Source organism: Virgisporangium aurantiacum (assembly GCF_016863635.1).
GTDB lineage: Bacteria > Actinomycetota > Actinomycetes > Mycobacteriales > Micromonosporaceae > Virgisporangium > Virgisporangium aurantiacum.
The window spans coordinates 1-22,202 of the sequence record NZ_BOPG01000117.1 but is presented as its reverse complement, the minus strand read 5'-3'; the positions used below and the strand labels follow the sequence as shown (position 1 = coordinate 22,202).

Here is a 22,202-nt window from a genome sequence, read left to right as displayed (position 1 = left end):
GGCTTCCCAACCGTCCACGACCCACTGGCCTGATGCGGCTTTGATCGGGCGTGGTACCCGAAACTCGCGGGTGTACTCAAGGTGCGAAAGCACATCTGCGCGCCAGTTCGCCTCTTCCCCACCTCCAGTAGGGCGGATGACCACAGGCCCTGCTCGCCATGTCAGCCCGCGGCCACCGTCGAGCTTTACCCGACTCGCCCCGCCGACACCGAACGCGGCAAAGACTCGGTCCGACGGTTCTCGTCGAGCGGTCACGCACGCATCGTATTCAGCCCCCACGGCTGGAAGAGAGAGACCCACACCACCCCATCGACCGGCTTGAAGTGAGCCACCCCGGGAGCTGTGGAGGGCCTGATACCAGGATGATCTTCCTGCTATGACGGTGGCGCAGATGGCGGTGCTGGCGATGCCGCCTGCAGGTCGGCGAGAAGTTCAACCTGCCCGGCCAGGACCTCGGTGAGGATCCGCCGGGCCACGGCGAGGAGTTCGGCGACCTGCGGGCTGGTCAACGAGTAGTACACCAGGGAGCCTTCCTTACGGAAGGTCACCAGTCCGGCGCGGCGCAGCACAGCCAACTGTTGGGACAGGCTGGTGGCCTCCACCCGCACCTCGGGCAGCAACTCCCCGACCGCGTGCTCGCGCTGCGAAAGCAATTCCAGGATCCGGATCCGGGCCGGATGCCCCAAGGTCTTGAAGAAATCCGCCTTCGCCTTGTATAGCGGCAGACTCACCCGCCACCCCCAATCGGCGCAGTTGGCGTCATCCATCAGTTGCAAACGTTAGCAACTGGTCATGTGTTGTCGACCCGCCGGTGTCGACGAGTCCGCGCGGGTCCACGGGGCCAACGGATGCCCACGGAGGAACGTGGTGCAGCAGCGGTGCGGCTGCTGGTCTTCGCCAAGAATCCGATCGCGCCCGCGCCTTCTACGCCCCGGCTCTCGGCCGGGCGCTGCCCGGCGACGGGCGACGCTGCTGCTGGGTGATCACTGGGCGGCGGTAACTCGCGGTTGGGCATCGACAGCCCCGACGCGACGGTGCCGACCATGCCGAGGAGCCGCGCGGGCGAACCCGTCGACGATGGCCCCGCACCGGCCGGCCACCGGTCGCGTTGATGCGGCGAGGACGCCGAGCCAAGTCTGTGCCTCGGCGACGACGCAATAAGACGACGTAATGAGACGACGCAATGAGACGACGTAATGAGTGGCGGCCGTCGTGCACGTGGCGGGCGGCGTTGTTGCGACCCAGCCACTGATAGCGCGCGACGTGCGCCGCGGCGACCCCGGTCCACGTCACCAGGGGTCCAGGCATGCCTGCTGCCGCGCGGAGAGTCGCTTCCGGCCGGGCCGCGGGTCCAGGGCCCGGCCGGACGACGGCATCGTCGACAGGTACAGCCCCTCCGGTCAACGAAGTGTCCCGATCAGCAGTGGAACGCCCTGACGCTCCTCTAACATCCCAGGCCGCGTGCCACGACGAGCCGAGCTGCGTCCAATTTAGATGTCGAGGTTCTCCTCGATCACCCGCAGATGCCGACGAGCGAGCGCAAGGTTCGCGCGGTTCTTGGCAAGCGCGAGATACAGGAACAACCCGGCCCCGGAACGGCCGGTGATCGGCCGAATGAGATGGTATTGGCCGTCCAGGGTGATCAGAATGTCTTCGATCTTGTCGTCCAGATTGAGCAGCTCGATGGTCCGCAACTTGGCCCGGACCACATCGGTGTTGCCGGCCGCCGCGACATTCATGTCGAAATCGCGGCCGCCACCGGCCGTGCCGAGCGCCATTCCGCTCGTGTAGTCAACCAAGGCGGCGCCTAATGCGCCGTCAATCTGCATGGCGTCCTTCAGGGCGATATCCATTTCCGGCATGGCCCCTCCTTCCGTGGTGTCCGATTTTTACGGGCATGCTGAAATTGCCGACGAAGAATTCCACGAAAATCCGAATAATCGACGCTTGCCACTGCGGTGCGGCTTTCTCCATCGGCGGCCGGTTCCCTGCCCTGCAAACACCCTAGGGACGCGAGGTGGAATTGGAACCACCCCCGGACGGGTTGTTGGCATGACCCGATCGGCCACCAAGTGACTATCCGGACGGGCTAGAGCTAACCCATTCGAGGGAACCATCTGGAGCACCGCAGGTCGCAGTTGCTAAAGTTCGCAATTGCGATCAGGGCTTCCTTGTCGAGGAGTTGCCAATGCACGGGCCGCTATACGTCGTCAAGGCTGACCTCTTCAAGATGCTCGGTCACCCGGTTCGAATAAGAATTCTGGAGCTACTGTCCGAACGCGACCAGTCGGTATCAGAAATGCTGCCGCAGGTGGGCATAGAAGCCGCCAACCTTTCGCAGCATTTGACAATACTGCGCTACTCCGGGCTGGTGGCGTCCGGGAAGAGCGGTTCGACGGTGTTGTATACCCTCAGCAGCCCGCGAGTGGCCGAACTGCTCCGCGTCGCGCGGGGGATCCTGACGGAGGTCCTCGACGTTCGAGTAGAGCAGCTCTCCGGCCTCCGGGAGAGCACATGAGAGGGCACCGACACCTCGGCCAAGTGCGACGGTGCCGAATATGTTGAGCCCCCTGTCGGGCGGCGACGCTGCAGATTAGTGGACCACCCGCAGCGTCGCATTCACCGGCGACGGCAATCGGCGGTCGAATTGTCGTCGTGCTGCTGTGGCGGACCGGCAAGCCGTGCCGTACGGGTGGCTGTTCGCCGACCGCGACAGTGTGCCACCGACCGGCTCTACGATGCCGTCGCGCCGTTGACCACGGTCAGGCCGGGAGTCCTCGCCACAGACAGCCTGGCCAACTTCGCCTCGCGGAGGCTCAGCAACCGGACACCCGATGGGCAGGCGCCCGCGGAGCAGCAGTGCAGGTCGCCCGAGAAGGACGCCACCGGTATGGGCGCGGCCGTGCGCCACGGGAGTCCTGCCACACGGCTCGTGTGCCTGTCGGATCCGAGTCGGGGGTTTCGATGGATGCTGCGCGTCATCAGCCGGTGATGCGCTCGGTTCCCCTGGCCACGACAGCACCGACGACGCTGCGGTAGGTGGGCAACGCCGACAGGAGCCCAGTGACGGCCAGAACCAATTCCAAGTGCCGCTGCGGCGTGGCCAGTCGTAGCCAGCCACCGGCGGCGGTGCACCGCTTCGCCTCGTTCATGAGAACGCGTATGCCGGCCAGGTCGCAGAAATGAAGCATCGATGCGTCGACAACGATCCTGATCGCGTCGGCGGCAACGGCCAGCCGCAGATGCTCGGTCAGCTCCGGCGCGTTGTTCGCGTCCAGCTCGCCGTCCAGGACCACCACGCAATGGTCGATCCGCCGCATGATGTTGACGGTCAGATACGCTGACGCGGTCACTGATCGACTCCCGTCCTCGAAGAAATGACCGCGTCCGGCACAGGGCACACGCGGGCGAGCCCGGCGATCACAGGAGGACCTGGCGACGCGGGCTCGACAGACGGGATCGGAGCTGACCTGGTCGGGTATTGTCCTGGGGACGGATGCGATGCGCCGCCACCCGTGGCCGTGCAGGGTCGAATGGACGGACCCTGAAGTGCGTCCCGCGAAGGGGTTCGATGAGTAGGCCGCTGTACCAGGTGAAGGCGGAGTTCTTCAAGGCTCTCGCCCATCCGGCCCGCATCCGGATCTTGGAGCTGTTGTCCATGCGTGAGCACGCGGTCTCCGAGATGCTGCCGCAGGTCGGCATCGAAGCGGCTCACCTGTCGCAGCAGTTGAGCGTGCTGCGCAGAATGAACCTGGTCGTGACCCGCAAGCAGGGCTCCACGGTAATCTATTCACTGGTGTCGCCGCACGTCGCCGAACTGCTTGCGGTCGCACGTCGAATATTGACCGAGGTCCTCGCCACCCAGGTAGATCTGCTCGACGGCCTGCGCGCCGCAGAGGACACACCGACGCGCTAGCGCCGGGCTCGGGCACACCACCCCGAACCGTCGACAGCACCCCCAGGTCACCGGGTATGCCACGAGCGTCGTCACGCCGAATGCCGTCACGAGAATGCCGTCACGAGAATGCCGTCACGAGAATGCCGTCACCGAGAACGCTGGCCATGACGGAGATGGGCGACCATGTCGTCGGAGCGGCTGATCAGAATGGTGACAGCGGTCTCCAGCGCCGCGAGTTGAGTTCGGAGATCGTCATCGCCCCGTCGGGCGTCCTGCCCGGCGGCAGCGGCATTGCGGACGTCCACCTGGATGGCCCCATGCGCTGCAAGGGCGGCGCTTGCGCATCGAATGGCCTGCTGGGCGAGGTCGACGAGGTACCGATCGGATGGCACGGCGTCCACGATCGTCCGGTGGAGCTCCGCTGCCGTGCGGTTCAATCGGAGCGCGGCCAGCCTGTGCGCGGGGGCTCGGTGGGTTCCTGGATCGGACAGGGCGAGAAAGCCGTCGATCACCGTCGATTCTCGATCGGGGTCCACCGGGCATGAACCGCCGACCTGGTCCGCGATCTCGGACTCCACGACCTTCAGCAGCGCCCCGAGCAGGAACGGCAAATGCCGGTCACTCGGCGGGCACAGGCTCGTGGCCGGACACCCGAGAATTGCCAAGGCGGTCAGAACGTGGTTGGACGTGACCGGGCGGCTGTCGTCCATAGCGGTTTCCCTCGACTCGGTGTCGCCGTGCGTCCGGGGGTCGTCCCTGTCGCCAGGTCAGGCGCGCATCGCCATGGCGGGGTCGCGTTCGCCGCGGGCGGCAAGGGCTCGACTCGTCAATACAGTTGCTTAGTTTAGCAACTGACATAAGTACTGTCCGCGAAATCCGACAACTGCACAGAGCGGCAGGTCGGGCTCAGCGAGGGTGCCGCACCATGCCCGTGTAGATGTCGACACCGTCATGGTGAAGCCAGCCGACCCCCGGGAGCCGATGTCCGGGACCGACGACCATCCGACACCCGCCGGTGGCCGCGGCGACTGTGTCACAACCGCGGCCGGAGCCCGCCAGGTGACAAACGACGATTCGGCTCGCCTGAGCCGCCAGCGCACGATCACAATCCGGTCGCCTCGGGTGACGGACCGGTTTCCTCGGCTGCTACACCGACACCGACCTGTCCGGGCGGTGACCGCCGGCTACGTCGCCGCTCGGACGACCGGCGCGATCGCCGGATCGATTCGGGCGGACCTCACGTTCGACCTGGCCACCGTCGGCTTCTCCAACAAGGACCGGCACGGTGCACACCCGTTCGGTTCTCAGTCGACCCGATGCGGGGAGGTCGAGCACCAACGCGGGACCGTCCGGCGACGTGCGAAGAAATCTGGCGTGCGGAACCGCTGCTGACGTGCGTCTGCTTCACGAGCTCCGTTGCGGTTCTCACCACGGCCGGTCCGACAGCGGGACGGATCAGCGGAGCCGGGCGGCACGAAGCGGTACGCCGCGCCCGGTCGAGCGCTCACGCCGGACGAGGTGCCGGTCGACGAGCCGCACGGTTCCGGACTGGCTCAGGTCGACGCGTCCGTGCAGCCATTCCACCGAGCAGCCCTCGTGCTCGCCGATCAGGGTCAGCGCGCTGAGTTCCCGCTGGTCGAGGCCGGTCGACCGCATCGCCGTCCGCAGCCGGTCGGCTGCGGTTGGGCCGTCGCTTGGGGGTGGTCGCTGGTGTTTGACGGACCAGGGCGGCAGGGGGCGCTACGGCTCCGCGGGAGTTGGTCCGGACTCCAGGTAGCGGAGCACCGCCACGACGCGGCGGTTGCTGGTGTCGGACGGCGGCAGGTCGAGTTTTGTGAAGATGTTGGTGACGAACTTCTCGACGGCGCCGGAGGAGACCACCATCCGAGCTGCGATGGCCGTGTTCGACAAGCCTTCGGCCATCAGTGCCAAGACCTCCGATTCGCGGGAGGTGAGGCGGGCCAGGCCCTGCTCGTTCCGCCCGGCGGTGAGCATCCGGGAGACGACCTCCGGGTCGAGCGCCGAGCCGCCGGCGGCCACGCGTTCGAGGGCGGTGAGGAACTCGGCTACCTCGGTGATGCGGTCTTTGAGCAGGTAACCGATGCCGCGGGCGTCGTCGGCGAATAGGCGACGGGCGTAGTGGACCTCGACGTACTGGGAGAACACGAGGATGCCCACGTCGGGGTGGTGGCGGCGGACGTCGATCGCCGCGCGGAGGCCGTCGTCGGTGTGGGTCGGCGGCATGCGGACGTCGACGACGGCGACGTCGGGCGTGTGCTCGGCGACGGCCGGCAGCAGGCTGGTGGCGTCGGCGGTCTCGGCGACCACGTGGTGGCCCTTGGCTGTGAGCAGCCGGATCAGCCCGTCGCGGAGGATGATGGAGTCTTCTGCGATCACGACACGCACGTTGTGATCTCCCGGGTCAGACTGTCGTGGGTAGCTCGACGGTAACGGTGGTCGGGCCGCCCGGCGGGCTGCTGATCCGCAGGGCTCCGTCGACCGTGGCGACGCGGGCGGTGAGCCCGGCCAGGCCCGTGCCGCCGCGGCCCGGGACGCCGTTGGTGACGGCCGCACCGCCGGCGCCGTTGTCGGTGATGCGCAGTGTCAGGGTGGTGGGCGTGCCGGTGAGTTCCACGGTGGCCGTCAATGCGCCGCTGTGCTTGACCACGTTGCTCAGCAGTTCGACGGCGCAGAAGTAGGCGATCGTCTCCACCGCCGGCGGTGGGCGCTTCGGTACGTGTACGTCGACCGATACGGGGATCGACAGGCTCTGGCCGAGGCTGTGTAGGGCCGGTTCCAGCCCGGTGTCGAGCACGGGCGGGTGGATGTTGGCCACCACGCCGCGCAGTTCCACCACCGCGTCCTGCGCGTTACGGTGCGCGGCCTCGACCGCGGTGCGCAGTTGCGCCGCGGCGGCGCTCTCGGCGTCGATGTCGATGTCGGTGAGGAGGTCGCGGGCGAGGCTGAGGTCCATCGCCAGGGTGATGAGCCGGGCCTGGGTGCCGTCGTGCAGGTCACGCTCGATACGGCGTAGCGCCGTGGCGGACGCGTCGACGGCCTGGCCACGGGCTTGCTCCAGTGCGCGGACCCGCCCGTCGAGGCGCGACGGGCCGAGCAGGAACCGCGTGGCGAGACGGCACAGCGTCACCGGCCCCATGAGCACCACCGGCCCGAGAAGGAGCGTGGCAAGGCCGATCAGAGCGGTGACGAATGCCCGGGGCGCGGTGTCGACGTCGTAGGAGCCCAACGACATGTGGGTGCGGGTGTACCACAACGGATAGCTCACCGTGATACCTGCAACGCCGTAGACGCACACGGCCACGCCGGTGGTCACCACCGACAGCGGTAAGCGGATCACCATGTACAGCACGGCCCGCCAGCTCACCAGGTCGGTGAAGACCCGACGCAACCAGCGGCCGAGCCGCGCTGGCTCCTCGGGCGGCGACACGGGCGCCGCCACCCGTTCGCCGAGCATGACCGCGGCCCGGGCCCGCTCGAACCGGCCCCAGCCGCGTGCGCCGATGAGACCGGCGGCCAGCACCAGAATCCCCACGAACAGCGGAACGAAGAAGATCCCGACGCTGACCGTCACGGCGGCCAGCACGATCCCGACCAGCGCAACCGGGAGATCGGTAAGCGCGTACAGCGCTTCTCCGGCGCGCCGCCTGAGAGTGGCTGGCAGGCGGCTCACGAGCAGAGCACCCGATCGATGGTGTCACGAACCAGCGCCTGGCGTGCAGTCGCGAGGTCGGGGTCGAACGTGTTCGTGAACATCGACAACGTCAGCCTACGCCGGCCGTCGGTGGTGACCGCCGGTTCGACCCAGGTGCCAAGGCCCGTGCCGCCGTGATTCCAGTAACCACCGCCGCACGACAACGGCGTGAAGAAGATGCCCGCACCGGCGCCGGCACCGGCCGGCTCACCGGGGACGGTGACAAGCTCGCGCATCTGCGCCCACTGCGCCGGTGCGAGCAGCCGCCCACCGACGAGCGCGGCGAAGAACCGGTTGACCTCGGTCGGGGTGCTGATCATCGACCCGTCGGCGCCGCTGTCGATCCCGCGGACTGCGACGGTCGTGTCGGTGAGGTCTGCGCCGGGTGCGAACTGGTGGTAGTTCCTCGCGTGCGGGTCGGGCAGAAACGGCCACGACCCAGGGGTCAGGGTGCGCCGCAGCCCCAGCGGGGTGAGGATCCGGTCGTGGACTTCGCGCTCCCAGCCACGCCCGGTGACCGCCTGGATCAGCATCCCGGCCAGCACGTAGTTGGTGTTGGAGTAGGCATGCTCACGCGTTCCCGGCGGATGCCGCATCGACACGGCAACCAGCTCCGCGGGCGTGTACGTGCGCCACCTGTTCTCGCGGTACAACTCCGGCGTGGCGTAGTTCCAGATCAGGTCGGACGTGTGGTCGTGGACTCCACTGTTGTGCCGCAACAGGTCGCGGACGGTGACGTTACGACCGTCGTTTCCGTTGCCCGACACCAGACCCGGCAGCCACTGCTCGACGGGGTCGGACAGCGACAGCCGGCCCTCGCCAACGAGTTGCAGCACGACGACGGCCGTGAACGTTTTCGTGGTGCTGCCGATCCGGATGTACGGATCGGATGGCACCGGACGCTTCGTGTCGATGTCGGCGACGCCGGAGGTGATGACCCGGGCGCCCCCGGGTGTCTCGAATCGGGCGTGCACGCCGGTGATGCCCGACGTCCGCAGCGCGTCGAGGTCACGCTGCAACAGCGACGGCGCCGCCGCTGCCGCCCCACCACCTACGGCCACCGTCGTAGCCGTGGCCGCTGGGAGCAGCACCAGGTACAGGATCCGTTTGCTCAAGCCAATTCGCATCACCTGACCCTCGCGGTTCCACGCACAGCGGTCACTCCGGCAAGCCCCCCGACCTCTCAGGGGGATTTCCCCAGCGCCCGCACGGCACACCGCGTGGAGATCGTGATCGACTGCTGTCGCACAGGCCCGAGCAGTTCGGAGCTGGACCGCGCCCGGGACTTCTTGAGCGAACAGACGAGAACCAGAGCACGCAGGGTCGACATGGTCCGAACAGATACCCCACTCTGGATCGTCAAGCCATTGCTGTCGCTCGTTGTCAGCCGTCGATGGCCAGGACCAAGCCGGTGTGGTCGAGCGTCGTCGGCAACGGCGCGGCGGATCGATCTCCGCCCGCGCCGTTGGTGTTCGAGGTGCCAGGTGAGTTGAGGCCGCTTGGCGGTAGACCTCGGCCGGATCGGCCGTGGCCGGACCTTGACGCGGTTGCCGCCCATGCACATCCCACCGGACACCGACATCACCGCGCAGCGCTTGAACACCTCGCCACCGCTTGCACTGGTGCCGCATCGATGGGTGCCGCATCGACTATGCTGCGGACGTGGTTGCCGACCCGCACGACGCTCAGCACGTAGCCGTCGCCGGTTCACGCCGCTCCATACCTTGCCTCGTCGACACGTCCGACGTACGCGCCGATCGTCTAGGGCCTCGCCGCTCCGGGACTATCGCGCCGTCGGACTCACGGGGCAGTAGCTCAACGGGTCAGAGCAACGTCCTTATAAGACGTCGGTCGCGGGCTCAAATCCCGTCTGCCCCACATGATCAAGGCTCTGACCAGTAAGAACGCCGGTCAGGGCCTTTGAGTTTGTCTATGCGATTTTGAACCACCTCCCGAAATCCCCCACAAGACGCGTGGGCGCGGCCACGTTCGTTCGGCGGGTGGGTCTGCCCGCGCTGCGGGCGTCAGGCGTTCATTCGTGCGCGCCTACGCGGCCCGGGAGGCCCATGGTCGCGGCGCTCGGGGCTGGTTGTCGTCGGGCTGGCGCCGAGCTGTTCGAGGATCTGGGAGCTGTCGGGGGCGAGGGCGGGCTTGACGATGTAGTACGTGTTGGTGACGTCCTCGCTGCCGTGCCCGAGCTGGGCGGCGGCGTCTTCGGTGTCGATACCGGTGTCGGCGCGGGCTTGGCTCCACTGACGGCGCACGTTGTGCGGGGACGTCCAGGAGCCGCGCCGGGAGGCGAAGATCTCATCGTGCGCGTTGTCGGCGGCGGTGAGCTTGCGGGCCAACAGCATCCCGACCGCGAACCGGGGCACGATGACGGTCCGGTAGCCGGCGTCGGACTTGGTCCAATTCTGCCGGCTAAAGCCCGTGCCCTTGAGGTAGACGATGGTGCCGCAGATGGTGACGGTCGGCTGTTCGGCGCCGAGGTCGGTGTCTTCCCACCGCACGGCCAGGATCTCGCCGATGCGGGCGCCGGTGGCGAGCATGAGGTCGACGATGTCGGCCAGGTCGCCGGTGTGCCGAGGTCGGCTTGCCGGGGGTGGGCTGTTGCCAGTGGCGGATCGCCGCGCGGACGCCTTCGAGGTGTTCGGGTTCGAGGGCGCGCACGGTGCGCCGGGGTTTACGAATGCGGCCGGTTTCCCGGACGGGGCTGGTCGACAGCGCGCCACGGCGGACTGCCAGGGCGAACATCTGCCCGAGGACGACCTTCGCGTTCTTGGCCGCTGCCGGCCGGGTCCTGGCGACCTCGCGGAGAAACGTGTCGAGGCGGCCCACGGTGGCCTCGCGTACGCGCAGGTTGCCCAGGGCGGGCACGATCGAGGTTCGTAGGTTGGTCTTGTAGTTGTTGATGGTCTGCGGCTGAGCGTGTTCCTCCGCGGTGATCTCTTCGATCCACAGGTTGGCCAGCGTGCTGACGTAGGTCTCTCTGGTGATCTCGTCGTCGTTCGGGGTGGCGCGGTCGCGCAGCTGCTCCTTCAGTGCCCGCATGGCGGCGGGGCCGGTGGGGCCGACGGCCTCGACGTCCCGGGTCTTGCCGTCGTAGTCGCGGTAACGGGTGCGGGCGCAGTATCGGTTGGGCGCTGGTCGTCGATACGTTTCGGAACTCTCGGATTCTGACCCACGGCCTCGGGCCACGTTTGCTCGACGTTTCTAACTCGATCGGGCCTTCGATGTGAACGCCAGGTGGGCTTTGCCCCGCGCCCGATGGGTTCTGACCTCAGCGCGGGCGTGAGCTACTCAACGGAACGGTTGACTGGTCCCGTGTCGATGGCAACTGTCATTGTCGAACGCGGCGTTCGGCGGGTGTCGCAACCGGCCCGCGCGGGACATCACTGTGCTGCGTCGGCCGGGTTGCGCACCGCGCCCAATCCTGACCGGGCGATCGAAGGGCGGACCGCGTCGTTGGACGGGTCACAATCCCGCACCACCGGTAGCGTCGATCACCCTGCCGGTCACCCAGCGGGCGTCGTCGGAGGCGAGAAAGGCCACAACTCCGGCGATGTCGTCGGGTTGCCCGACGCGGCCGAGGGCGGCCAGCGACGCGATCTGGGCCTCGGCTCTCGGATTGCCGCGCAGCCAACTGCTGTTGGCGTCGGTGTCGATGACCCCCGGCGCGAGCGAGTTCGCCGTGATACCACGCGGGCCCAATTGCTTGGCGAGATTGAGGGTGAAGGTGTCGAGGGCGGCCTTGGTGGAGGCGTAGGCGATCACCTCGGGTACGGCGTTGCGGGCGGTGCCGCTGGAGATGTTGATGATCCGCCCACCGTCACGCATTCTCGAGAGCCCCTGCTGGACGATGAAGAACGGTGCACGGAGGTTCACCGCGAAGACTTCGTCGAACGCCCCCTCGGTGAGAAAGGCGAGGGGAGAGCTGCTCACGAGGCCGGCGTTGTTGACGATGATGTCGACACCCGCCTGCTGTGAGTGCCGTCGGATCTCGGCGTCGAAGGCGGCCCACAGTGCGGCGGCGTCGCCGTGCCTGCCCAACTCGGCGCGGATCGCGAACGCGCGGCCGCCGTCCTTGCCGATCCTTTCGACGACCTCGCCGGCCGCGGCGTGATCCTGAGCGTAGGTGAGGGCCACGACGGCCCCCTCTCGACCGAGCCGCTCGGCGATGGCCCGTCCGATGCCCCTGCTGCCGCCGGTGACCAGCGCGACCTTGTTGTCCAGCACGCGTCCGTTCACGATGCTTTCTCATTTCTCGAGTGCGTATGACCTGACCAGCTAGGAGAACGGATGCGGCACCCGGTGCAACTCGGAGTCGCCCAGGTCGGTGGCCCGCCATCCGGCACGGCGGAGTGCGCTACGCGTCCGCGGCATGTGCAGGACCCGTTGCAGCGACCAGCCGAAGTCGATGGGCAGCAAACCCGGCACGATCACGCTGACCGTCCGCAGACCCAACAGTTCCTGTTCCGGTGCGGTCTGATCGACGACGAGTACGTCGAGACCGGCATCGACGAACAGGTCGCGGCAGTACCACACGTCTGCCAGCAGGTCCGTGTTTCGTGGCCGGATCTGTTCCCAGTCCCGGTACAGCGTGGCCATGGGGTTCAGGCGCCTTTCGGACAACAGGAACGCGGCATGGTGCGCCATCCCCGGCGTGGCGAACAGCGCCGGATGATCAGCCAGCGTGCGGACCTTGCCGAAGTCCTCGGTCATCGCCCGGACCTCATCCGGGCGTTTGGTGAACTGATCCGGCATGGTCGGCGCGAAAGAGGCGATCTCCGATAGCGCGGACGCGACGGCATCCTCCGGGTCGAGGGCCGCGCCGGCCGCGAAGGTCAACGTACCCGGACCCCCGTCCCGACGGACCGCCACCGCGAGCACGACCGGAACCGACAGATCGATTCTCGAGTCGAACAGGCGCACGTTGAAGCCGCACAGCCGCAGCCGGTCGATCATGAAGCGGGACTCCCGCCGACACGTGGCCGGATCGATCTCGGGCAGCGACATCTTGCCGTACCACGCGAGCACGAAGGAATCGCGCTCGATCAGCTCCAGCATCCCGTGCAGAATCGCCTCCTCAAGGCCTGCTCCGCTCGCGCAGCCGTTGGAGCTCTCCATCACGAAGTTGCCGTCACGCTCCACCCCGCCGTAGTAGGCGGTGCGCTGCGGCACCCGCACCGTTCGCCGGTCGCGCAGCGAGTAACCCCAGACCCACGGAATTGCCTGTGCGGGGTCGAACGGCGAGAACCGACCCGATTTGTAGACCTCGTCGGCGTAGACCCCGCACTCTCGGGGGTCGAGCGCTTCGTCGGACAGTTCGTCGAAGGTGCCGACCGTGACCGTGGACCACCGTCGTTGCTCAAGGCCGGCGTAGCGTTCGAGCCCTTCGAAGAGCCCGCTTATCTCACTGGTTCCGAAGGAATCGGTCTGTCCGGTCCACAGGATCTCCTGCAGACCACTGCTGTTGCGGAAGTGGAACGAGCCGAAGCTCGGCGACGTGGTCGGAGACAGGTCGTCACGGTGCGCGTGGCGACCGATCACGCCGCAGACCGGATTCGCCAGTGCCGAGACCGGCAGGTCGTAGTCCCGCAGATGACGCTCCCGGTAGCGGCCGGGAGCCGGCTTCGGTCTCGGCCGCAGGTCCAGGACGGCTCGGTCCGCGGTATCCGGTTCACGCGGCAGGCATACGCGACACGCGGCGTCCATCATCAGGTCGAACCGAGACACCTGTAGTGTCCGCAGGTTCAGCTCGTAGACGGGGGCGATCCCTGGGCGTTGGCCCTGGCGGTTCCGGGCGGACGTCCGCAGGAGGTTCCACAATCGCCAGATCGCTTCGATCGCGAACGGTGTCAGGTACGGCGAGGAACTCTTCGACCACATCTGGCGTCCATGCTCGATCGCGTCACGTTCCGGTGCGGGGCGCAGGCGCAGCCACCGCAGCGCCAGGCAGTGCCCGCACGGGGTCGAGCGGCGTTGGTCGGCGACCACCGGGCCGAGGATGGCTGACCCCGCGGCAAAGTAGATTGGAACAAGATCACGACCCTGGCCCGACTCTGGCAGCTGCAGCTGGGTCGCATCGCGGAGACCGAGTGCCTGCACGTGCGGCAGCGATCCCTCGTCCAGGCGCTGCGCCAGGTAGTCCAGAAGCATGTCCGGTGCGGATGCGGACGGCTCACCGGTCCTCCGCTCCACTGACGCCGTCACGCGCTCTCCTTTGCGCGAGGATGACGGTCGACGAATCCTCCCGGTCCGTCACACCACGGTTGCGCAGCCGACAAACGCCGGCTACCTGCGGAGTCCGCGGATAGCCGGCGACTGTCACGCGGCCGAACTGCTAGCACTCAGAGCCCGAGTGGCCGTTTCCACTGCTGCAGCTCGTGCTGGTGCAGCTGGTGGACAAACAGCAGCTCGTGGAACCCGCGGCGTTGGCCAGGTGAATGTCGACGTCGGTGTAGTCCGACACCTCGAAGGTCTCCGACCCCAGCTGTTCCAGTTCCTGGAACAGCCCCGACAGTGGCTTCTCTGCAGTCTGCATGGAGCTTCCTCTCATCCGCACGGGCGGTTACCGGTGCCGAGTATCGCAGCGATCCACTACCGAATCGCTGGCGCGTCGATGGCGCCCGCTGCCTCGTGGACGCCATCAGAACGCCAGCGGTCGGACGCATACTTCTTCCTCGGCGGGACGGACGGCAACCCGCCGGAGAGGTTGCGCGGGATCCCGGTGTCCCGGCACGCAACCACGATGCACGGCATCAATGCTAAGGAAGTGATCGCGACAATGACTGCGACGGAGCTCGAGCCGGAAAGGAAACACACAGGTCCTCCGGGCGCCGACGACTTCGCCGTCAGGCCCAGGCTGGGCCACGATGTGCTGTTCTACGACATCGGCCACGGGGTCGTCGTACGAAACACCGACCAGGTCTACGTTGTCAAGGGACAGTTCGCGTACCGCTTCATGTGCTCGCTCGCGCCCTATCTGACAGGTGAATACACGGTCCGCGATCTGTGTGCGAACCTGGCGCCCGAACGGCAGGCGATGGCCGTCTCACTCGTGCGCTCCCTCGTCGAGCGGGGTTTCGCGCGAAACGTACACCTCTCGAACGACGTCGACATCGATCCGGCCGTCGCGGAGGCGTTCTCCGTGCAGCTGAATTACGTGGAGCACTTCGTCGACGAGTCCGCGGCACGGTTCCAGCGCTTTCGGAACACGACGGTGCTGATGCTGGGCACCGGTCGCGTGAACCGGGCAGCCGCGGAGAGCCTCCTCCGAAACGGACTCGGTTCGCTGAGCCTTGTCGCTTCCTCGTCGAACAACCCGGCCGAGGACACCGCCGCCGTCAGGGAGAGACTGGCCGGGTGCATGGCGGAGTTGGCCGAGGCCGGGACTCCCCCGATGGTTCTGCCGTTGGACCTCACGGTGGGCGAGGTCCTCGCGTCACACGCCCTGAACGCCTACGACTTTGTGATCGCATCCAGCGACGACATCGGGTTGGCCGCGCTCCGGCGGCTTGTCCACGCCGGCGTGACCGGCGGCCCGGTGGTACTGCCCGCCACCTCGATCGGATCGAAGGTGATCATCGGTCCGGTCACCCGCCCGGCGACCGCCGGATGTTGGCAGTGCTCCATGCTCCGCTACGGAGCCAACGCCGACCCGAGCGATGCGGCCGCCCTATGGCACGGCATCGCGAGCGGGGACCTCGCCCCGGCCGCCCCACGGCTCAACCCGCAGCTCGCGGCGATGGTGGGCAATGCCCTCGCCTTCGATCTGTTCCGACTGGTCACCGGCTCGTTCGACGCGGAGACGGACCACGGCGTCCTGATCCAGGACATCTCGACGCTGGAGTCCAAGCGCGAACGGCTGTGGCCCCACCCGCTCTGCCCGTCGTGCGCGGACCACCAGGACTTCGAGGCCGCCGTGCCCGTCACGCCGCAGGTTGTCCACGAGGAGGTGCCGAGACCGTTCAGCGCCGCCCGAGACGACCGGGAGCGCCTCGGAACGGTGTTGGCGGAGGCCGACAAGCTGGTCGGCTTGCACACCGGGGTGCTGTCGACGTTCGACGACGCGACAGTGGACCAGTCACCGCTGAAGGTCAGCCGAGTTCGCCTCGGTGCCCAGCCCGGTACCGGCATGCGGCCTCGGCTGATCACGGCGTTCGATCTGCACTACCTGCCGGTCGCGCGCCGGAGTGCGCTGCGCGCCGCGCTGCTCGTCTATGTCGGCCAGGTCGCGAGTATCCGACGGGCGGTGACCGGTTCGACGGCGATGCCGAACACGCTGTCCCCGACCGAGCTGTCCGGCTCGACAGGGCTGGCGGTCGACGAAGACGAACCGCTCCCGTGGCTTCCCGCGACGTCGTTGATAACCGGGGCGCAACGGCTGGTACCGGCCGCGGCGGTCCACCCGTTCTCGACGCTCAACTCCGACGCGGTGTTCGAACGCAGCGGCGCGGGCGGTGGAGCCGGAGCGACGATCGGCGAGGCCGTCCGGACGGGCCTGTTGTCAGCGCTCGCCTTCGAGGCTCTGCGCGACGCCGTTTCGGCGCGGAGCGAGCCCCGTCGGATCGACCGCGGGGCTCCTCCGGCGGGGTCGGAGCTGGAGTTCCTGCTGAGGACCTTCGACAACCTCGACGCCCCGCCGGAGGTGCTCGAGATCTCACGTTGGCGAAACGCCAGCGTTGTTCTCGCCCGCACCCCGGATCATGCGCCGCAGCCGCTGTGGACCGTACGGGCTGCGCTGTCCCGGGAAGCCGCAGTCGTCGCGGCCCTGCGGGACCTTGCCGGACTGGTCCAGATGCATCACCTCGCGGAAGCGGACGAGGTCGACCTCGGCGGGCCGTTCCTGCCCGGGTTCGACGCCCGCGTCGTGCACGCGTCCGATGATCCTTCACCTGGCACCTCCCGGAACCCGCCCGGCAACGCCGCCGAGCTCGTCGACGAGCTCTCCGACGACGGTCGCGACGTACTCGTCGTCGAAACCACGACCCCCGAGCTCAGGTCTCAGGCGGCTGTGGGCACGGTGCGGGTGCTCCTCACCCGACCCGCGACATGAATTGCCGCGTCCCACAGGTGCTCGCCGATGATCAGCGACTGGTCGCCCACTACCTTCACGACCGGTTGATCCGGGCTGCCGGGCGACGTCAGCACCCGGTGAGGCTGCACGTGGCGCTGCTCGGCGCGCACGACATGCTGTCGGCCGACCCCGGAATGCCACGGCACCCCGACATCCCGGATACCGGCACACGCGGAGTGCTGCCCGTCTATCTGACCGGCGGCACCGTACTGATCGGCCCACTCGGCGGGGAAGGACCCTGTTTCCTCTGCCTTGCACGACGGTGGCAACTGGTCCGGACCGGCGTGGTCCGTGATGCCCTGGAGAGCGGACGACCGGTCGCGGCGCACCACGCGTCGCTGTTCCTGACAGGGTTCGGGTTGGAGGCCATCTGGCAATCGGTACGGCACACCGCAGATGTGCCACCGGCCGCACGGCCCACCGACCGGCACGGCCATCCGTTCGTGCACGAGCTACGGCTCAAGGACCTGACGGTGCGACGCTATCCAATCGTCGCGGACTCCCAGTGCCCGCGATGCGGTGTTCCGACCGAGGACAGCGCCGAGAATGCGCGCGTCATCCTCCGCAGCCGGACGAAACGATCGATCGACGACTTCCGCATCAACCCGGTCGCCGGCTACGACCTGGAACAGGACGCCTACGTCAATCCTGTCTGCGGGGTGGCCGGTACCGGCGCCGATCCGGGCCTGACGAGCACGACGACGGCCCACGTGAAAGGCCACCTCGGCATTCGAGGTGGCGGCTACATCCAGGAGACGCTCTGGGCCGGTCACTCCGACTCCTACGCCCGCAGCGCACTCCTGGGAATGATGGAAGCCCACGAACGGATCGCCGGCACGCAGCCCCGAGGATTCTCGAAGGTCATGGTCGACACGTACCGGAACCTGAGGGACACGGCGCTCGATCCCGCCGAGTGCGGCCTCTACTCCGACGAGTTCTACGCCGGTAGCCGGCACTACGTGCCCTTCCACCCCGATCTTGCGATCCCGTGGGTGTGGGGCTTCTCGCTGCGCGACGTGCGTCCCGTTCTGGTTCCCGCGTCGATCACCTACTACCACCTGGTGGATCAGGTCGGCAGATTCGTCCAGGAGTGCTCCAACGGGTGTGCGTCCGGTGGCTGCCTTGAAGAGGCGATACTCCATGCGGCCCTCGAACTGATCGAACGCGACGCGTTCCTGATCGCCTGGTACGCCAAGCCACAGCTACCGGAGGTCGACGCGCACAGCTGCACGACCGTCCGCAGCCGTCTGATGATCGACCGGATCTCGATGTACGGATACGACATCCGTCTGTTCGACGCCAGGATCGGGTTTCCGATTCCGGTCGTGATCGTCGTCGCCCAACGCAGAGACGGCGGCATGGGCACGCTGATCTTCGGCTCCGGGGCCAGTTTCGACCCCGAAGCCGCGATCGCCTCCGGCCTGTACGAGGTCGCGTCCGCGATTCCGGAATTCGCCGACTACACAAAGTTGCACGCGCGGGAGATCTCCACGAGGGCGGCCGCGTTCGATCGGGTTCTTTCCCTGTCCGATCATGCCGCGCTCTTCGGCCTTCCCGAGATGGCGCACCACGCCGCGCATCTGCTCGGCGACGGACGGCCGGCCGACCCGCGCCCGGTGCAGGCCGTGTACCAGGACTGGCAACGAACCCGACCGCGCACCCTCGATCTGCTGGACGACCTCAATTTCTGCGTTCGGTCCGTGGTCGAGGCCGGCTTCGATCTGATCGTCGTCGACCAGACCTCGCCCGAGCAGGAAGAGATCCCGATCCGCACGGCGAGCGTGGTGATCCCCGGCCTGTTGCCGATCGACTTCGGCTGGAGCCGCCAACGCGCATTGCACATGACGCGCACCCGCACTGTCCTGAACCGGATCGGGTGGCGTGACCGCGATCTCGAAGCCTCGGAGCTCAACCGGGCCCCGCATCCCTTCCCGTGAACCGGCCCGCCGGCACCGCGCACGTATGGAGTCACGCATGGACACAGAGGATCCCATCGAAACGGCGAGCCAGTACCTCGACGCGATCGTGCGCCGCAACCGATCGCCGATGGAGGACTGGGACTTCAAGCCTGACTGGGCCGACCAGCCACGGAAGCACAACGTCTATCCGGGCATCGGCGCGGTCCCGCTACCGGCCGCGAGAATCGCGCTCGCCACCCTCGAGGAGAGCCTGGTCGGGCAGCTTCCCGAGAGCAACGACACGTTCACCATGCCCATGCTCTACGAGATGCTGCGGGACTCCTACGCGTACGGTGGGCGGCGGCTAGCTATCACCCCCAACGACGACTCGATGGCACTGCCGTACTATCCGCTCGCCGTCTGGTCTCGCGGCACCGCCTCGGGCGGTGGCCTGTATCCGCTGGAGATCTACTGGGTCTCCGGCCCCAGCGGACCGACGCTGCCCGGTGTCTACAACTACTCGCCGGCGCAGCATGGGGTCCAGCGGCTACTGATCGGCGACGCCACGGGTCAGGTGCGCCGCGCGATCGCCCCGGCGGAGACCGCGAGTGACCAGTTCCTCCTCGTCACGGTCAAGTTCTGGAAGAACTCGTTCAAGTACCGCAGCTTCAGCTACCACGCGGTCACGATGGACGTCGGCACGGCGTTGGGGACGTGGCAGTTGTGGTCACGCGCGGCCGGTGTACCGCTGCGCCCGCTGTTCACCTTCGATGAGGAAGCACTCAACCGGCTGCTGGGCGTACGGACGCACGAAGAAAGCGTCTTCGCCGTCGTGCCGCTGCCCTGTGGCAAAAACCCTCCGTCGACGGTTCGACACGGTGCCGTCCCGGAGCTTCGAGTTGCGGCTGTCCCGATGGAAAGGTCACGAACCGTCGTCCGGCATCCGATCGTCGAGCGCGTACACGACTCGACCGTCACCGTTCAGGTGGCCGACCGTCCGCCGGCCGAGCAGCTGGCGGCGGCGCGGCCGCGCCACGACGACGGCGGCGGGAACGACGCCATCGCGCTGGCCGAACCATGCCCGCTCCGGACCACGGTGCGGGACGCGCTGCGCCGTCGCCGCAGCAGCTTCGGCCGATTCAGCGCCCACGACGGTCTCGGACAGGCCGAACTCGGTGCGGTGCTGCGCGCGGGCACGCTCGGGGCCCGTCTCGTGTCGGACGTCAAACATCCGGACGGCACGCCGGAGCTGACGAGGCTGGCCGTTTTCGCCAACCATGTCGACGGCGTCGCCCCGGATGTCTACGACTACAGCGTCGCCACCAACACGCTGACGCCCCTGGGCGTCGGTGTCAGCACGTCGTTCCTTCAACGCACCTACTTCCTGAACAACTACAACATGGAACAGGTCGCCGCGGTCGTGACCGTGCTGGCACGGCCGCACGCGGTGTTAGCAGCCACCGGGCAGCGCGGATACCGGGTCCTCAACGCCGAGGTCGGAGCCGCCGCCCAGGCCATGTATCTCGCCGCCGCCGCGATCGGCATCGGCTGCGGGGCCGCGTTGGGCTTCGACAACGTGTCGTACGTCGAGCACATCGACAGCCAGAACGACCCGGACCGCGACGGCGACAACCAGGAATGGCCATTGTTGATCATCATGCTCGGACATGAACGGCGGAATGCCCCCGACTTCCACTTCCGGCTCAGTTGATCTCAGCGACTTGAGGAGGTGATCCCAGTGGTAGAAAGGGATTCCAGGCTCGGCACGAATGGACCGTCCACGGTCGACGGCCATCCCGCACGGCACGCGAACGGCAGGCAGTGGATCGTCACACCGCAGTTCATACTGCGGGTGTCCGGGATGCCGATCGATGCCGTGGCGCCTCTGGCGAACCCGCGCGGGACGCAATGGGCCGATGCCGTGTTGGCGGCCGAGACGGCGTTGGACACAACGAAGAACACCATCGCCGACGCATTGCAGGACTCCATTGCCGACCATACCGACGAGCACCGGCGACGTCAGCTCCTTGCGTTGAGACGTGACGTCTTCAACCGCCGGTTGCCCAAGGACCCGGCCTCGGCCAGGGCGCTCGCCGAACACCTCGAAGACCGGAACCGCGATGCTCTGCTCGGGTGGCTGGACCGGCGCGCCGCCTACGAGGATGAGCTTCGGCGAGGCGCCGCCGTCGTGGCCGAGGAAGCCGAGGTGGCGCGCGCGCATCTGCGTGACCTGGCACGCGATCCCAGGCTGCGCAACGGCGTCCTGCTGGCGTCACCCTCGCTGGACCGCTACCTGCCGACCTACCTGAACGCCAAACCCGGGCCGCTGAACAAGCGTGCGCGCCGCATCGAGCGGTCGCTGCTCGAGTACGTGTACCGCATCGCCTGCAAGACGAGCCCCTTCAGCACGTTCACGGCGGTCGCGCTCGGGCGGTTCGAGTCCGGCAGCGGTACCGTCTTCCCTGCCATCGATCTGGACGTGCCGTGGCACAGCCACGCTCGCCTGAACATCGCAGCGCTGGCGCGCCTGATCGACGTCATCGTCGAGCGGCTCGCACTGCGTCAGGAACTGCCGGTGCGCCTCACGTCGGGCTCGCGGGCGGACACGGAGCGGGTGCGCTACGTGCGGCGGGTCCGGGTGGTCGGTGACTACGACACCCCGACGGGCGTGGACAGCATGCGTGAGAACCTCTTCTACCTCACACAGGGCACCCTCCTCCAGGAGGTCATGACCGTCCTGGGTGAGCGGCCGGACATCTCCTTCGGGAAGCTGACCGAGTTGCTCAGCGCGGCCGATCGGGACAACCGGTCCCCCGAAGACGTGCGCGAGTACCTGAGGCGCCTCCTCCAGCTCGGCCTTCTCGTGGCGCCGAGTCTGCATCTCGACGTCCACCACACCGATCCAGTGGAGTCCTTCCGGCATGGTCTGGCGCGGCTGGACACGCCGTGGGGACGGGACGCCGCAGAGGGGCTCGGCGAGGTCTCACAACTGGCGAAGCAGTATCCGTCGGCCGATCACGAAGCGCGGCGGAGTCTGATCGACACGATCCGGGTGCGTCTGGAAGAGACCCAACGGCAGCTCGGCGCGTCGAACCCGAGCATGCCGAGCAACCTGGTGTACGAGGACGTATCCGTCGCCGGCGCGGGCGCGGTGGCCGACCCGCAGGCGTGGCACCAATCGCTGCTCCCCTCCCTGTGCCAACTGGCGCGTCTGCTGCCGCTGTTCGACTCCACGGTGCCGCAACGGCTGAGCCTGCACGGATTCTTCACCGCCCGCTACGGGATCGGCGGACGGTGCGATGACGTGCTCCGATTCGTGCACGAATTTCACCAGGACTACTTCGCCCACTACCAGAAGGTGACATCGCGCCCGACGTTCGACGAGAACGGCGCATTCGTACCGGACCCGAACTGGCTGCGGTTGCCCGAAGTGGACGCGATGAGTGAAGCACGGCAGGAACTGATCCGTCGCATGACACGGGCGGCCGCGTCCGATACCGACGTGGAGCTCGACGACGAGTTCGTCGACGCGGTCTCCGGCCTTGTGCCCGACTACCTGTTCGATCTCGAACCCAGGAGCTTCTTCATCCAGGTCGGCGACGCGGGCAAGCCGTT

The 22,202-nt window shown here is 67.5% G+C and carries 17 protein-coding genes, 1 tRNA gene and 1 pseudogene; 7 read left to right on the top strand and 12 right to left on the bottom strand.

Annotated elements, in window-relative coordinates; genetic code table 11:
* Positions 1–374 precede the first annotated feature (374 nt).
* Entirely contained in the window at positions 375–767 is a 393-nt protein-coding gene (locus tag Vau01_RS59745; protein ID WP_239153009.1) for an ArsR/SmtB family transcription factor, read from the bottom strand.
* Between the two features lie 723 nt (positions 768–1,490).
* Positions 1,491–1,862 (bottom strand): roadblock/LC7 domain-containing protein, encoded by a 372-nt coding sequence (locus Vau01_RS59740; RefSeq protein WP_204013112.1) that lies wholly within the window; start codon positions 1,860–1,862, stop codon positions 1,491–1,493.
* A gap of 326 nt (positions 1,863–2,188) precedes the next feature.
* On the opposite strand from Vau01_RS59740, the gene Vau01_RS59735 reads away from it, so the two are divergent.
* On the top strand, positions 2,189–2,518 hold the full coding sequence (locus tag Vau01_RS59735; protein ID WP_204013096.1) for an ArsR/SmtB family transcription factor: 330 nt from the start codon (positions 2,189–2,191) through the stop codon (positions 2,516–2,518).
* Positions 2,519–2,981: 463 nt separating this feature from the next.
* Here the strand turns inward: Vau01_RS59735 and Vau01_RS59730 are convergent, their stop codons facing one another.
* On the bottom strand, positions 2,982–3,353 hold the full coding sequence (locus Vau01_RS59730; protein WP_204013093.1) for an STAS domain-containing protein: 372 nt from the start codon (positions 3,351–3,353) through the stop codon (positions 2,982–2,984).
* A gap of 218 nt (positions 3,354–3,571) precedes the next feature.
* On the opposite strand from Vau01_RS59730, the gene Vau01_RS59725 reads away from it, so the two are divergent.
* Positions 3,572–3,916: an ArsR/SmtB family transcription factor gene (locus tag Vau01_RS59725; RefSeq protein WP_204013090.1), complete on the top strand. Its 345-nt coding sequence runs from the start codon at positions 3,572–3,574 to the stop codon at positions 3,914–3,916.
* 128 nt (positions 3,917–4,044) lie between these two features.
* Here the strand turns inward: Vau01_RS59725 and Vau01_RS59720 are convergent, their stop codons facing one another.
* From Vau01_RS59720 to Vau01_RS59700, 5 genes are all read right to left on the bottom strand, one after another.
* Positions 4,045–4,608 (bottom strand): hypothetical protein, encoded by a 564-nt coding sequence (locus Vau01_RS59720; RefSeq protein ID WP_204013085.1) that lies wholly within the window; start codon positions 4,606–4,608, stop codon positions 4,045–4,047.
* A gap of 745 nt (positions 4,609–5,353) precedes the next feature.
* Entirely contained in the window at positions 5,354–5,554 is a 201-nt protein-coding gene (locus Vau01_RS59715; RefSeq protein ID WP_204013083.1) for a hypothetical protein, read from the bottom strand.
* A gap of 84 nt (positions 5,555–5,638) precedes the next feature.
* On the bottom strand, positions 5,639–6,304 hold the full coding sequence (locus Vau01_RS59710) for a response regulator transcription factor (RefSeq protein ID WP_204013081.1): 666 nt from the start codon (positions 6,302–6,304) through the stop codon (positions 5,639–5,641).
* 16 nt (positions 6,305–6,320) lie between these two features.
* A complete protein-coding gene (locus tag Vau01_RS59705) occupies positions 6,321–7,589 on the bottom strand; it encodes a sensor histidine kinase (RefSeq protein ID WP_204013079.1) in 1,269 nt (422 codons plus the stop codon).
* On the bottom strand, positions 7,586–8,737 hold the full coding sequence (locus tag Vau01_RS59700) for a serine hydrolase domain-containing protein (protein ID WP_204013077.1): 1,152 nt from the start codon (positions 8,735–8,737) through the stop codon (positions 7,586–7,588). Before Vau01_RS59700 ends, Vau01_RS59705 begins: the two co-directional genes overlap by 4 nt.
* A gap of 677 nt (positions 8,738–9,414) precedes the next feature.
* On the opposite strand from Vau01_RS59700, the gene Vau01_RS59695 reads away from it, so the two are divergent.
* A tRNA-Ile gene (locus tag Vau01_RS59695) sits at positions 9,415–9,488 on the top strand.
* 146 nt (positions 9,489–9,634) lie between these two features.
* On the opposite strand, the pseudogene Vau01_RS59690 reads toward Vau01_RS59695, so the two are convergent.
* From Vau01_RS59690 to Vau01_RS59675, 4 genes and pseudogenes are all read right to left on the bottom strand, one after another.
* A pseudogene (locus Vau01_RS59690) lies at positions 9,635–10,652 on the bottom strand (tyrosine-type recombinase/integrase).
* A gap of 432 nt (positions 10,653–11,084) precedes the next feature.
* Entirely contained in the window at positions 11,085–11,858 is a 774-nt protein-coding gene (locus tag Vau01_RS59685) for an SDR family oxidoreductase (protein WP_239153007.1), read from the bottom strand.
* 39 nt (positions 11,859–11,897) lie between these two features.
* Positions 11,898–13,823: a TOMM precursor leader peptide-binding protein gene (locus Vau01_RS59680; RefSeq protein ID WP_204013074.1), complete on the bottom strand. Its 1,926-nt coding sequence runs from the start codon at positions 13,821–13,823 to the stop codon at positions 11,898–11,900.
* A 130-nt stretch (positions 13,824–13,953) separates the two neighbouring features.
* Positions 13,954–14,154, bottom strand: coding sequence for a thiazolylpeptide-type bacteriocin (locus tag Vau01_RS59675; protein WP_204013072.1), 201 nt, complete (start codon positions 14,152–14,154; stop codon positions 13,954–13,956).
* A gap of 243 nt (positions 14,155–14,397) precedes the next feature.
* On the opposite strand from Vau01_RS59675, the gene Vau01_RS59670 reads away from it, so the two are divergent.
* From Vau01_RS59670 to Vau01_RS59655, 4 genes are all read left to right on the top strand, one after another.
* Positions 14,398–16,668: a TOMM precursor leader peptide-binding protein gene (locus tag Vau01_RS59670; RefSeq protein WP_204013055.1), complete on the top strand. Its 2,271-nt coding sequence runs from the start codon at positions 14,398–14,400 to the stop codon at positions 16,666–16,668.
* A gap of 98 nt (positions 16,669–16,766) precedes the next feature.
* The gene (locus tag Vau01_RS59665) at positions 16,767–18,626 is read left to right on the top strand and encodes a TOMM precursor leader peptide-binding protein (protein ID WP_204013052.1); all 1,860 of its coding nucleotides are present in this window, start codon (positions 16,767–16,769) and stop codon (positions 18,624–18,626) included.
* A 37-nt stretch (positions 18,627–18,663) separates the two neighbouring features.
* Entirely contained in the window at positions 18,664–20,298 is a 1,635-nt protein-coding gene (locus Vau01_RS59660) for a SagB family peptide dehydrogenase (RefSeq protein WP_204013049.1), read from the top strand.
* A 150-nt stretch (positions 20,299–20,448) separates the two neighbouring features.
* The coding region (locus Vau01_RS59655; protein ID WP_204013034.1) for a lantibiotic dehydratase at positions 20,449–22,202 on the top strand (1,754 nt) is incomplete at its 3' end.